Source organism: Pseudomonas sp. B21-059, assembly GCF_026016285.1.
GTDB lineage: Bacteria > Pseudomonadota > Gammaproteobacteria > Pseudomonadales > Pseudomonadaceae > Aquipseudomonas > Aquipseudomonas danubii.
The window spans coordinates 4,903,576-4,915,971 of the sequence record NZ_CP087201.1; the positions used below are offsets into that span (position 1 = coordinate 4,903,576).

General features: G+C 61.1%; 14 protein-coding genes. 8 read left to right on the forward strand and 6 right to left on the reverse strand.

Annotated elements, in window-relative coordinates; translation table 11 throughout:
- Positions 1-91 precede the first annotated feature (91 nt).
- Positions 92-1,930: a long-chain-acyl-CoA synthetase gene (locus LOY69_RS21475; protein WP_170001879.1), complete on the reverse strand. Its 1,839-nt coding sequence runs from the start codon at positions 1,928-1,930 to the stop codon at positions 92-94.
- Between the two features lie 678 nt (positions 1,931-2,608).
- Here LOY69_RS21475 and LOY69_RS30395 point away from each other — a divergent pair.
- Complete coding sequence (locus LOY69_RS30395; RefSeq protein ID WP_019093389.1) at positions 2,609-2,887, forward strand: DUF3509 domain-containing protein; 279 nt, start codon at positions 2,609-2,611, stop codon at positions 2,885-2,887.
- 71 nt (positions 2,888-2,958) lie between these two features.
- On the opposite strand, the gene LOY69_RS21485 is transcribed toward LOY69_RS30395, so the two are convergent.
- The 3 genes from LOY69_RS21485 to aroC are packed head-to-tail and all read right to left on the reverse strand — an operon-like array spanning position 2,959 to position 5,778.
- Positions 2,959-3,504 carry a 1,2-dihydroxy-3-keto-5-methylthiopentene dioxygenase gene (locus LOY69_RS21485; RefSeq protein ID WP_170001881.1) on the reverse strand — a complete coding sequence of 182 codons (546 nt, stop codon included), beginning with the start codon at positions 3,502-3,504 and terminating at the stop codon, positions 2,959-2,961.
- The gene (locus LOY69_RS21490) at positions 3,501-4,658 is read right to left on the reverse strand and encodes an MFS transporter (RefSeq protein ID WP_162884078.1); all 1,158 of its coding nucleotides are present in this window, start codon (positions 4,656-4,658) and stop codon (positions 3,501-3,503) included. The genes LOY69_RS21485 and LOY69_RS21490 overlap by 4 nt, the downstream gene beginning before the upstream one ends.
- Before the next feature lie 28 nt (positions 4,659-4,686).
- Entirely contained in the window at positions 4,687-5,778 is a 1,092-nt protein-coding gene (aroC, locus tag LOY69_RS21495) for a chorismate synthase (protein WP_102880499.1), read from the reverse strand.
- 142 nt (positions 5,779-5,920) lie between these two features.
- Between aroC and LOY69_RS21500 the strand changes: the two genes are divergently transcribed.
- Both LOY69_RS21500 and LOY69_RS21505 read left to right on the forward strand, forming a co-directional pair.
- Positions 5,921-6,874: an alpha/beta hydrolase gene (locus tag LOY69_RS21500; RefSeq protein ID WP_110594638.1), complete on the forward strand. Its 954-nt coding sequence runs from the start codon at positions 5,921-5,923 to the stop codon at positions 6,872-6,874.
- 98 nt (positions 6,875-6,972) lie between these two features.
- Positions 6,973-7,764 (forward strand): hypothetical protein, encoded by a 792-nt coding sequence (locus LOY69_RS21505; RefSeq protein ID WP_110594640.1) that lies wholly within the window; start codon positions 6,973-6,975, stop codon positions 7,762-7,764.
- 52 nt (positions 7,765-7,816) lie between these two features.
- On the opposite strand, the gene prmB is transcribed toward LOY69_RS21505, so the two are convergent.
- Complete coding sequence (gene prmB / locus LOY69_RS21510; RefSeq protein ID WP_265073571.1) at positions 7,817-8,725, reverse strand: 50S ribosomal protein L3 N(5)-glutamine methyltransferase; 909 nt, start codon at positions 8,723-8,725, stop codon at positions 7,817-7,819.
- Positions 8,726-8,965: 240 nt separating this feature from the next.
- On the opposite strand from prmB, the gene LOY69_RS21515 reads away from it, so the two are divergent.
- The 5 genes from LOY69_RS21515 to LOY69_RS21535 all read left to right on the forward strand — a co-directional run bounded on the left by LOY69_RS21515 (position 8,966) and on the right by LOY69_RS21535 (position 11,734).
- Entirely contained in the window at positions 8,966-9,556 is a 591-nt protein-coding gene (locus LOY69_RS21515; RefSeq protein ID WP_265073572.1) for a cysteine hydrolase family protein, read from the forward strand.
- 129 nt (positions 9,557-9,685) lie between these two features.
- Complete coding sequence (locus tag LOY69_RS21520; RefSeq protein ID WP_102880502.1) at positions 9,686-10,006, forward strand: hypothetical protein; 321 nt, start codon at positions 9,686-9,688, stop codon at positions 10,004-10,006.
- 74 nt (positions 10,007-10,080) lie between these two features.
- Complete coding sequence (locus LOY69_RS21525) at positions 10,081-10,638, forward strand: Smr/MutS family protein (protein ID WP_060840489.1); 558 nt, start codon at positions 10,081-10,083, stop codon at positions 10,636-10,638.
- Between the two features lie 77 nt (positions 10,639-10,715).
- A complete protein-coding gene (gene folE / locus LOY69_RS21530; protein ID WP_011062625.1) occupies positions 10,716-11,261 on the forward strand; it encodes a GTP cyclohydrolase I FolE in 546 nt (181 codons plus the stop codon).
- A 101-nt stretch (positions 11,262-11,362) separates the two neighbouring features.
- A complete protein-coding gene (locus LOY69_RS21535) occupies positions 11,363-11,734 on the forward strand; it encodes a glutathione S-transferase N-terminal domain-containing protein (protein ID WP_102860811.1) in 372 nt (123 codons plus the stop codon).
- 55 nt (positions 11,735-11,789) lie between these two features.
- Here LOY69_RS21535 and LOY69_RS21540 read toward each other — a convergent pair whose 3' ends face one another.
- Entirely contained in the window at positions 11,790-12,392 is a 603-nt protein-coding gene (locus LOY69_RS21540) for a glutathione S-transferase family protein (protein WP_102860810.1), read from the reverse strand.
- Positions 12,393-12,396: the final 4 nt, after the last annotated feature.

Genomic DNA, 12,396 nt, shown 5'->3' on the forward strand with positions numbered 1-12,396 from the left:
CTCCAGGTTCGGCAAATCGGAAAGGCGCTAGTTTCCCCAAGCCGGCCGCAGCCTGTCATCCCTTTTTTCCCAAGAGCCGCCATAGGCAGAATCAATAACGCAGACGCCCGCCCTGGATATCGGCAAAAATCTGCGGGGTCAGTTGCACATAGGTATCCGACCCGGGAAGCCAGGCATAGACCGGATCGTCGCCGACCCGTTCGAGGTCGAACGCCTGCTCCTTGAGTCGGCTCTTCTGATATTTGAAGGTGCCAGTGGTGTCCATTTTCACCTTGATCCGCAGAAACAGCGGCACCGCGTAAGCCGGAAGCTGCTGTCTGGCATATTGCAGCAACTCACTGAAATCCAGGGTCGCCAGCGACTCCGCCGGGGTAATGGCCACCATCCCGGCACGGCCGTTGGTGTTGTGGATTTCGACGCCATAGGCCACCACCTCGGCCACTTGCGGGTGCCCCAGGAGAATGTTCTCCACCTCGGTGGTGGAGACGTTCTCGCCCTTCCAACGATAGGTGTCCCCCAGCCGATCAACGAACTGCACATGGCCAAAACCGATGTCGCGCAGCAAGTCACCGGTGTTGAAGTAACAATCGCCCTTCTCGAACACATCCTTGAGGATCACCTTGAGGTTCTTTTCCGGATCGGTGTAGCCATCCAGCGGCGCCTTGTCGTCGATCTTCGCCAACAGCAGGCCCTGACCGCCCTTGGCGACCTTCTGCATGAAGCCCTGGCTGTTGCGCAATGGCGCCCCGGTGTCGTGGGCGTACTCCACCAATGCCCAGGGGATCAGGGAAAAACCCACGGTGTTGTCGAAGTTGAGGATATTGCTGAAGCCGATATTGCCGTCGCTGGCCGCGTACAGCTCACAGACATGACCGACGCCGAAACGCTGCTTGAACTCGCTCCAGACTCCCGGACGCAGGCCATTGCCGATCATCTTCAACACGCCATGCTCGGTATCCCGGGCAGTGCTGGGCTGATCGATCAGGTAGCGACACAATTCACCGACATAGCCCACGGTCGTCGCCTTGAACCGACGCGCATCGTCCCAGAACTGACTGGCGCTGAACTTGCGGCGAATGGCGAACCCCGAGGCGCCGGTGATGGCCGAGCCCCAGCAGACGCACAGCCCGGTGGCGTGGTACAGCGGCAAGGTGCAATACACCACGTCGCCGGGCTGCATATCCAGGGCGATGGTGCCGAAGCCGGCAGAGGTGCGCATCCAGCGCCCATGCTTGAAAATCCCCGCCTTGGGCAGGCCCGTGGTGCCGGACGTATAGATGTAGAAGCAAGGGTCGTTGAAGAAGATGCGCTGGGTCTGCAGCAGATTGTCCGCTGGATAAGCGGCGCTCTCGGCCATCAGGTTGACCAGGCCGTCCGGAGTCGGTCCAGGGTCGACGAAGGTGTCCTGATCGGCCACGAACCAGGTGCGAGCCGGATCGATACCCACTTGATCGCGCACTGCGGAAAAAGCCGCCAGCAACTCACCACCAACCATGATGCCCACCGGCTTCACCAGTTCCAGACTGTGTGCCAGCACGCTTTGGGTCTGCGCGGTATTGAGCATCGCGCAGATCCCGCCAAGCTTGGCCACCGCCAGCACCGTGACCAGCAGCTCGGGGCGATTCTCGATGAAAATCGCCAGTACATCGCCCTTGCCGATGCCCTGCTCCCGCAGGTAAGCAGCGATGCGGTTGGCCCATTGGTTGACCTGGGAGTAACTGAGTACCCGATCGCCATACAACAGGGCCGGCCCCTGGGGATTGCGCAGGGTGGCCTGCTCGAAACTCCAGCCCAGCCCACAGGGTTGGTCAGGGTTGTCGATGTTCCCTGCCCTCATGCCTCGCACCACCCGAGGTAGCGCCTTGGCAATGGACGGCACCTTTCGCAGCATCATGCCCCAGGTGATCATGTCGCTCTTGTACTTGTTCATGGTTGCTCCGGTTCGACAGCAAAGGTCTGTGCCCGGGCCAGGCCGGGCGTTGGCAACAGCCAGCGCAAGGCTCAACCGGGGTTGGCGACCCAGGGTTCGGCAACCGGCAAGCGAAGACTGCGGGGATCACCCGCAAAGGGATAAAGGCAGGGCAAGTGCAGCGCTGCTGACAGCACCGGCAATAATGCAGTGGGACCGTTCATGGAGGGCGTCCTGTTTCTTATTATTCGTCGGGCAGGATCGCTGGATCGCGCCGCAACACATTCCATGTCGCAGAAACACCTTTCAAACCTGTTCGGCCGGGTCGCCGAGGCAGCATTGAAACGGCGTGACAGGCTGGAAAATACGTCAGCCGTCGCGGGCCTGTACACGGAGTTTTTGCAAACTTTTGTATCTCCCCGCCGGTTATCTCCAGGGCCCTCCAGCCCCGTCCATAAACGATTGAATTTTCTCTCCGGGCCAGCGGTCATAACGCTGAAGCCACGCCCACGGCTAATCGCCGCCAACCTGCAAAATGCAGGATGCACGATGGCCATTCATGCAATTTGCACGAGATTGAAATTTCCTAGAAATTATAAGTTATTGATTTATAAGGATTTTATAAAAAAACAATACTGGCACAATCGCTGCACCTATCACTCCACGCTTGCCCTTCAAGAGCTAACGGAGCTGATAGACATGAGCCTGATCCAAGAAAAGTTTTCTTCCCTGTTCTCCAACTTCGAAGTGACCACTCAACCCCGTCCTGACGGTGGCATCCTGCTCACCCTGCGTAACAGCGAAGGCAAACAGTTCAAGCGTTCGATTTCCTACGCGCAGCTGCATGCCGCCGACCAGCTGTCCTGGGTCATCAGTGCAATTCGTCGTGACTTGGCCGAACAGGCCAGTGAGCTGCCGCAGATTTCCATGCTGCAAAGCCAGAACCGCTTTGCCTTGCCGACTTACCACTCCGCGTAAGCCACCTTCGGTTTCCTGCTCGGGCCGGCCCACCTTGCGTGGGACCGGCCCGTTGACGTTGATCTTGCCGCTCAATCGTCCAGGCGTGGGAACTGGCTGGCGATAGCGTCGCCGGTCAGGCTGGCCGACCAGCCTTGGGGATTGCTGAACAGGCGGATGGCTACCAGGTGCGGCTCCTCCCCCATATCGAACCAATGGGCAGTGCCCGCTGGCAGCGAAATCAGGTCGTTTCTTTCGCAAAGAACGGCATAGACGTAGTCGTCGATGTGCAGATTTAGCAGTCCACGTCCGGCGACGAATAACCGCACTTCATCCTCGTCATGGCGATGCTCGTCGAGAAAGCTGGCACGCAGCTCGGCTCTTTGTGGATGGTCACGGTTGAGGCTGATCACATCCACGCTGACATCACCCTGCTCGGTCGTCAGCCGATCGATCTGCTCCTGATAGGCCGCAATCACCTCTTCCTGGCTGGCCCCCGGCTCGATCCGCGTCGAGGCTGGCCAACGCTCAAAGCCAATCCCCTGTTCGGCCAAGGTCGCAGCGATATCGTCAAAGTGGGTCAGAACCTTGTTCGGCAGGTCCGGGCTGGATACGTGGTAGACGGACAGGCTGCTCATGACGGCAACTCCTCTTGCATGCGGGTGGCAATGATAACGGCTGCGGCCAGGGCGGCGACGCTAGCAATACTAAAGGTCAATGTGGCGCCCAGGGCGTTCCAGCTGTAGCCGGAATACAGGGCGCCCAAGGCACCTCCGGTTCCCGCCAGGGCGGCGTACAACGCCTGGCCCTGGCCCTGCTGGCGAGCACCAAAACTGCGTTGGACAAAATGGATGGCCGCGGCGTGAAAGCTGCCGAAGGTTGCCGCATGCAGCACCTGCGCCAACAACAGTGCCCCGAGATGCTCCGCCAGGCTGCCCAGCAGCACCCAGCGCAAAGCCGCCAAGAGAAAACTCGCCAGCAACACCCGGCGCACGGAAAATCGCGCCAGAATCCGGCTCATGGCCAGGAACATCAGCACCTCAGCCACCACACCCAGAGCCCAGAGCATGCCGATCAGGCCACGGGTATAGCCCAGGTGCTCCAGGTGCAGAGTCAGGAAGGTGTAGTAAGGACCGTGGCTCATCTGCATCAGGGCCACACACAGGTAGAAGGCCAGCACCCCGGGGCCGCGCAGTTGCTTGATAAAGCCCTCCCCGGCCAACCGCGGCCCCTGCACCACAGGCTGGGCGTTGGGCACCCACAGGCTGCTGAGCACAATGCCGCCCATGATCGCCACCAGTGCCGCCGGATAGATATCCAGGCTCAGCCACTCGAACAGGCGCCCCAAAGCCACCACGGTAAGAATAAAACCGATGGAACCCCAAAGACGGATCTGACTGTAGCGTGAGGTCTGTCCCTGCAAGTGCGCCAGGGTGATCACCTCAAACTGCGGCAGGACTGCGTGCCAGAAAAATGCGTGCAGGGCCATGACCATCGCCAGCCAGGCGTAGCTCTTGCTGACGAAGATCAGCGAGAAACAGATCAGGGTGCAGATGGCGCCACAACGCACGATCGCCAGGCGCCGGCCAGTGTAGTCCCCCAGCCAGCCCCAAAGGTTGGGCGCCACGCAGCGCATGAGCATGGGAATGGCCACCAGCTCGCCGATCCGCGCGCTGGAAAACCCCAGGTGATCGAAATACAGCGCCAGAAACGGTGCAGTCGACCCCAGCAGGGCGAAATAGAACAGGTAGAAACTGGAAAGCCGCCAGTACGGCAGCGCCGCCACGGTCATCAGACCGTAGCGACTGGCAGAACCGCCATTACAGCTGGCCCAGTACCGGCGTGCTGACGCGCACGTCGGCATTCTGGCCGCGGTGACGCAGCAGGTGATCCAGCAGCACGATGGCCATCATGGCTTCGGCAATGGGAGTAGCACGAATGCCCACGCAAGGGTCGTGACGGCCCTTGGTGATCACGTCCATAGGATTGCCATCAACGTCGATGGAGCGACCTGGCGTGGTGATGCTGGACGTCGGCTTGAGGGCCAGGTGGGCAACGATCGGCTGCCCCGAGGAGATCCCGCCAAGAATGCCGCCGGCGTTATTGCTGAGGAAACCTTGCGGGGTCAGTTCGTCACGGTGTTCGGTGCCGCGCTGGGCGACGCTGGCAAAACCGGCGCCGATTTCCACGCCCTTGACCGCATTGATGCTCATCAACGCATGAGCCAGTTCGGCATCCAGCCGGTCGAAGATCGGCTCGCCCAGGCCCGGCATCACGCCTTCGGCGACCACGGTGATCTTCGCTCCCACGGAATCCTGATCCCGGCGCAATTGGTCCATGTAGGCTTCAAGCTCCGGAACCTTATCCGGATCGGGGCTGAAGAATGCGTTGTCCTCCACCGAGTCCCAGGTCTTGAAAGGAATCTCGATCGGGCCCAGCTGACTCATGTAACCGCGCACCACGATGCCCTGGCTGGCCAGGTATTTCTTGGCGATGGCCCCGGCCGCCACGCGCATGGCAGTTTCCCGCGCCGAGCTGCGACCGCCGCCACGGTAATCACGAATGCCGTACTTGTGGTGGTAGGTGTAATCGGCGTGAGCCGGACGGAACAGATCCTTGATCGCCGAGTAGTCCTTGGACTTCTGGTCGGTATTGCGGATCAACAGGCCAATGGAACAGCCCGTGGTCTTGCCCTCGAACACCCCGGAAAGGATCTCGACTTCATCGGGTTCCTGGCGCTGGGTGGTGTGACGGCTGGTGCCGGGCTTGCGCCGGTCCAGGTCACGCTGCAGGTCTTCCAGGGACAGCTCGAGGCCCGGCGGGCAGCCGTCGACAATGGCGACCAACGCCGGACCATGGCTTTCGCCCGCGGTGGTGACAGTGAACAGCTTGCCGTAGGTATTGCCGGACATGCGGGGAGCTCCGTGAAATCAGCCGAAATAACTCAATCAGGATTACTGAAGGGCGCAAGTATACGCAGGCTACCCAACTAGTTCATCCTCGAACCTTCTGCCCCTGCCCGAGTCCAACCGGCACCTTATCCATGATGGCGTGATGATGCTGCGAGTCCTTCTCTTGAGCCTTTCCCTGTTCACCGGCCTGGTCAACGCGGCCGTCCTGCAACGCCCCGTAAGCCTGGACACCGGCCACGGCGAGCTGTACGGCTCGATGCTGCTGCCCAAATCTGCGCAGCCGGTGCCGGTGGTGCTGATCATCTCAGGCTCCGGCCCCACCGACCGCGACGGCAACAACCCCGACGGCGGGCGCAACGATAGCCTCAAGCGCCTGGCCTGGGTGCTGGCCAAGCACAACATCGCCAGCGTGCGCTACGACAAGCGCGGTGTGGCGGCCAGCCTCGCGGCGACCCCGGATGAACGCAACCTGACCCTCGACGCCTATGTGGCCGACGCCGTGGCCTGGGGCAAGCAGCTCAAGGCCGACCCGCGCCTGGGCCAACTGATCGTGCTGGGCCATAGCGAGGGCGCGCTGATCGCCAGCCTCGCCGCCCCCCAACTGGACGCCGCCGGCGTGATTTCCATCTCCGGCACCGCCCGCCCCGTGGATCAGGTGCTGCGCCAGCAACTGAGTTATCGCCTGCCACCGGCGCTGATGGTGCGCAGCAATGAACTGCTGGACAGCCTCAAGGCCGGTCAGGTTGACAACGATGTGCCACCGGCCTTGCAAGTGATCTTCCGCCCCAGCGTGCAACCCTATCTGATCACCCTGTTCCGCGAGGACCCGGCCGCCGCTTTCGCCCGCCTGAAAATGCCGGCGCTGATCATTCAGGGCAGCAACGATATCCAGGTCAGCGTCGACGACGCCCGGGTGCTCAAGGCGGCAAAACCGGATGCTCAACTGACCTTGATCGACGGCATGAACCATGTTCTGCGTATCGTACCCAACGATCTCAAGCGCCAATTGGCGTCCTACAAGGACCCGCAATTGCCCCTGGCGGCGGAACTGGGCCGATCCATCATCAGTTTTATTGACGGACTTCACACCCGTTAGGCTGTTTTTACCCTCCAGTCCTGAAAAAAACGGCCGATAAGCCTTTGCCGGCCGTTCGATTGCTGTCGGCGCGCAGCGATTGGACAGGACTTGCCGTTATGACTGATACCTCGAATTCACCCGCCACCGAGCAGGAAGCCGCCGTACCGGAAGCGGCGCCGTTGCCGTGGGCGGACGTCCAGGCTGAACATCACAAGATGCTGCGCCTGGCGCCCCTGCAGACCGATCGCGCCACCGGCGGGCGCCCTTTGCGTTTTGTCGAGTTCGGTTATGCCGAACGCAACAACAAAGAGCACAGCCTGCTGCGCATGACCATCAGCCTGCCCGGCCAGCGGGTGCGCAAGGAACAGAATCACCTGGATGTCTGGGTCGAGCACGACACCCACCGGGTGCACTTCGAGCCCGAAGGCGGGCTGCAGATCGAACCACTGAACCGTGGCATCGGACGCTTCCTGCTGGCCCAGGCCGCGCAGTGGGCGCAGAAGAAGTGGCCGCACTACCGGGTCGACGGCTTCGAGCTCGCTAACAAGGACGCCCTCAATGAGGACACTCGCCTGCGCCGCGATCATGTGCTGCGTACCCAGGGCTTCGACGTGGTGTATGCCGATGCCCAGCATCTCAAGGGCAGCGTCAAGGATGTTCAAGTGGGCGAGCTGCTGAGCCAGTGGAACACCGAGAAACTGCAGTTCGTGGAGATACTGGAAGCCGCACAGATGCTCCAGCAGGCCGATCAGAACCTGGAGGAGCTGGAAGTCAAACTGCGCAAGCAGGAAGAGAAAGTCACCAAGTACAAACGTGAAGACACCGGTCTGCGCTTCACCATCACCTGCCTGGTGGCCTTCGCGGTCTTCCAGGCGGGGCTGCTGATCTGGATTGCGACTCACCGCTGAGTCGCGACCTCTTCAGGGATCAAGGCCCGCCTTGCGCGGGCCGGCACATGGCTCAGGCGCGGGCGGCGAACAGCGCCTGATGCTCGCGGCACTGCTCCGCAGTGAGCATGAATACACCGTGACCGCCGCGTTCGAAGTCCAGCCAGGCGAAGTCGACTTCGGGGTACAGCGCCTCGACGTGCACCTGGCTATTGCCCACTTCGACAATCAGCAAGCCTTTCTCGGCCAGGTGATCAGCGGCCTGGGCCAGCATGCGCCGCACCAGATTCAGACCATCATCGCCACAGGCCAGGCCCAGCTCGGGCTCATGCTGGTACTCGTCCGGCATGTCGGCAAAATCTTCGGCATCGACATAAGGCGGATTGGAAACGATCAGGTCGAAGCGCTGCCCCGGCAAGCCATCGAAACCATCGCCCTGAACGGTGAACACCCGCTCATCGACACCGTGGCGCTCAATGTTCTGGTTGGCCACTTCCAGGGCTTCGAAGGACAGGTCGGCCAGCACCACTTCGGCCTCGCGGAACTCATAGGCACAGGCGATGCCGATGCAACCGGAGCCGGTGCACAGATCGAGAATCCGCGCAGGCTCAGTGCCCAGCCAGGGTTCGAAGCGTTTCTCGATCAACTCGCCGATGGGCGAGCGGGGAATCAGCACACGCTCGTCAACGATGAACGACATGCCGCAGAACCAGGCCTCGCCCAACAGATAGGCTGTGGGCACGCGTTCTTCGATTCGGCGCTTGAGCAGGTGCTGAAGGTGGACCAACTCGTCGTCTTCCAACGCGCAGTCCAGGTAGCTGTCGGCGATTTCCCAGGGCAGATGCAAGGCTCCGAGCACCAATTGGCGGGCCTCGTCCCAGGCGTTGTCGGTACCATGGCCGAAGAACAGATCCTCCCCATGAAAGCGGCTGACAGCCCAGCGGATATGGTCACGCAAGGTGCGAAGGCGGGAAGTGATCACGGGACAGACTCCTGAAAAAACGACCGGCAATTCTAACAGCCAAAGCGCCTGCCGACGACGAATGAAAAACCACCGCCGTACAATCGCCCGACCGACCGCTTTTTGCCCGGCAAGCCAAATACCTTGCCCCTCTTGACAAGGCTGCAGGCCAACAACGGCGCACCTTACGTTAGTAGCGATTCACAGAAGCGCTCCGCCAGAGGACAATGTCGCAAAAGCCCCACTCACAGGAGCCCCAGAATGTCCGTTCCAAAGACGATGTTTCAACTCAGCGGTCGTGGTTATGCAGCGGCCAATTTGAGCCACGCGACCCTTGTGATCATCGACGCCCAGAAAGAGTACCTCAGCGGCCCCCTGGCCCTGTCCGGCATGGACAAGGCAGTGGCCAACATCGGCCAACTGCTGGCCGCAGCCCGGGCTGCCAGCCGGCCCATCGTGCATGTGCGCCATCTTGGCACCGTCGGCGGCCTGTTCGACCCTCAGGGCGAGCGCGGCGAATTCATCCCCGGCCTTGAGCCCCAAGGCGACGAGACCATCATCGGCAAGCTGTTGCCCAGTGCCTTCCACGGCACCGAACTGGAAAAGCGCCTGCAGGATCTGGGCTCCCTGGACCTGATCGTCGCCGGTTTCATGAGCCACTCCAGCGTCAGCACCACCGTGCGAGCAGCGAAGAACTTGGGATTCCGTTGCACCCTGGTGGAGGACGCCTGTGCCACCCGTGACCTGCCCTACAAGGGCGGCATTCTCAGCGCCGAGCATGTTCAGCAGACTGAAATGGCGATCATGGCCGACAACTTTGCCACTCTCGCCCAGACCGCAAGCCTGATCTGACCAGCCTTGGTGAGCGGCTGGCGGGCCGCTCATCCATAAACGCCTCGCATTTGCAGCAATTGCCTTAGCCTCAGGAACCACCCGGTCAACTCCCGGTCGAAGGGCCGATACCCATTGAGGAAGGTCGGAATGAAGATATCCGATGGTTTTGACGCACGCCGATTGCGGCCCAAAAGCCCGCGAAACTGGCGCCTGCGCCTGGGGGCTGGATTCTCTGCATTGCTGGCGACCTTCGGCGTGCTGCTGGCCCTGGCCGGGACCGCAAGCCTGCTGGGACGCGCTCCGGCGCTAGGAGAACTCAACGCCAGCCCACTGGGCTCGGCGCTGATCCTGCTGATCGGCGTGCTACTGCTGTACATCGGTGTGCGCCTGTGGCGGCGTTGCCGGCGCCGAATGCGCCAGCCCCTGGCACTGAACATGGCGCCACACTTGATGAAAAAACACGACTGACGACCCTGGGCGCGATTTGCGCGCCTTAAGGTGTTCCGAGTTGGGTAAACTAGCCGCCCTTCGCGGAGGCTGACATGCAAGACGACGATTTTTCCCTGTTCAAAAACGAGATCCGCGGCGTCAAGCCGATCAAGCACGATCGGGCCGACACAGGCAAACCCAAGGCCGACCGCGCACAGATCGCCAAGCTGCGCCAGGCTGCCACTGTGCGTAGCGAAACCACGACGGTGGACGGGCTGTCCGATCAGTTCGTCATCGATGTGGGACCTGAAGATGAGCTGATGTGGGCCCGCGACGGGGTTCAGGAAAGCCAGATGCGCAAGCTGAAAATCGGCCAGATTCCCTTTGAAGGCAGCCTCGACCTGCATGGCATGACCGTGGAAAAGGCCCGCGAAACCCTCTGGGCGTTTCTCGCCGAAGCCACCCGATTCGAGATCCGCTGTGTACGCGTCACCCACGGCAAGGCCGTGCGCCTGGACGGCAAGCGCCCCATGATCAAAAGCCACGTCAACACCTGGCTGCGCCAGCATCCACAAGTGCTGGGCTTCACCTCCTGCCAGGCTAAACATGGCGGCACTGGCGCGCTGTACGTCATGCTCAAACGCACCATGATGGAAGGCCGCGACGAATAAAGCCGCTGCACTAAGCTTGCAGCGCCGTGTCTGCCACCGTACCCTTGCCCTTTGCGTAAAATCCCACAGGTAGTTTCATGTCCCTGGAACAGAATTACACCGCGATCCTCGGCCAACTGGGCGAGGACGTCTCCCGCGAGGGCCTGCTCGATACGCCCAAGCGTGCCGCCAAAGCCATGCAGTACCTTTGCCGCGGTTATGCCCAAACCCTGGAAGAAGTCACCAACGGTGCCTTGTTCAGCTCTGACAACAGCGAAATGGTGCTGGTCAAGGACATCGAGCTCTACTCGCTGTGCGAACACCATCTGCTGCCATTCATCGGCAAGGCTCACGTTGCCTACATTCCCAGCGGCAAGGTCCTGGGGCTGTCGAAAGTCGCGCGCATCGTCGACATGTATGCCCGTCGCCTGCAGATCCAGGAAAACCTCAGCCGGCAAATCGCCGACGCCGTCCAGCAAGTGACCGGCGCTCTGGGAGTTGCAGTGGTGATCGAGGCCAAGCACATGTGCATGATGATGCGCGGTGTGGAGAAGCAGAATTCGTCGATGATCACTTCGGTGATGCTGGGCGAGTTCCGCGAAAATGCCGCGACTCGCAGCGAGTTCCTCAGCCTGATCAAGTAACAGGCCCTGAGTGAAAAAACCGGCGTTGATCGCCGGTTTTTTTCGTCCGGCAAAAATCAGGTAAGCTGCCGCCCCTTCATTCATGGGCAAGAGGCAATACCGTGATCGTCAAAGCGCTGCGAGTCGGCCTGGGCCAACTCATCATTTTCATCGACTTCATCACCCGCCCGCGCAAGCAGAAGCGCGCTGCCGCCGCTCAAGCGCAAGTCGAGCAGGCCGCCAAGGGCCTGACCCTGTATCAGTTCCACGCCTGCCCGTTCTGCGTGAAGACCCGCCGTACCCTGCACCGCCTGAACGTACCGGTGGCCCTGCGCGACGCCAAGAACAACGAGCAGGATCGCCAGACCCTGCTGGAGCAGGGCGGCAAGATCAAGGTGCCATGCCTGCGTATCGAAGAGAACGGCCAGACTACCTGGATGTATGAATCCAAGGTGATCATCGATTACCTGAACCAGCGCTTCTCGGCGGCCTGAAGCCTCTCCCCGGGACGATGCTGTCCCGGGTCAGTTGCCCCCTCGGAAAATCCGCTCAATCGAACATCCCGACATGCCGCGGATGGCTCTGTACGCGCTGGACCCAGGCCTGGATACCCGGATAGCGGGTCAGATCGAAACCGCCTTCATGGGCCACATGGGTGTAGGCATACAGCGCGATATCGGCAATGGAATAGTGCTCGCCCACCAGATACGGCGTGCGGCTCAATTGTTTTTCCATCACATCCAGCGCCTTGTAGCCACGCTTGTGCAGCTTCAGGTATTCGTCCCGGCGCTCTTCGGGCAAGCCCTCGTACTGTTCAATGAAGCGCGCCACCGCGATGTAAGGCTCGTGGCTGTACTGTTCGAAGAACTGCCATTGCAGGACCTGGGTGCGCAGGCGCGGTTCGCTGGGCAGGAATTCGCTGCCGTCGGCCAGAAAGTTGAGAATCGCGTTGGACTCCCACAGGCAGGTGCCGTCTTCCAGCTCCAGCACCGGTATCTTGCCGTTGGGATTCTTCGCCAGGAAGGCTTCGGTCTGGGTATCGCCTCCGAGAATGTCCACCGCCTGCCACTCATAAGGCAGCCCCAGAAGACTGAGCATCAGCTTGATCTTGTAGCAGTTGCCCGAACGGTAATCGCCATAAACCTTGTACATGGCC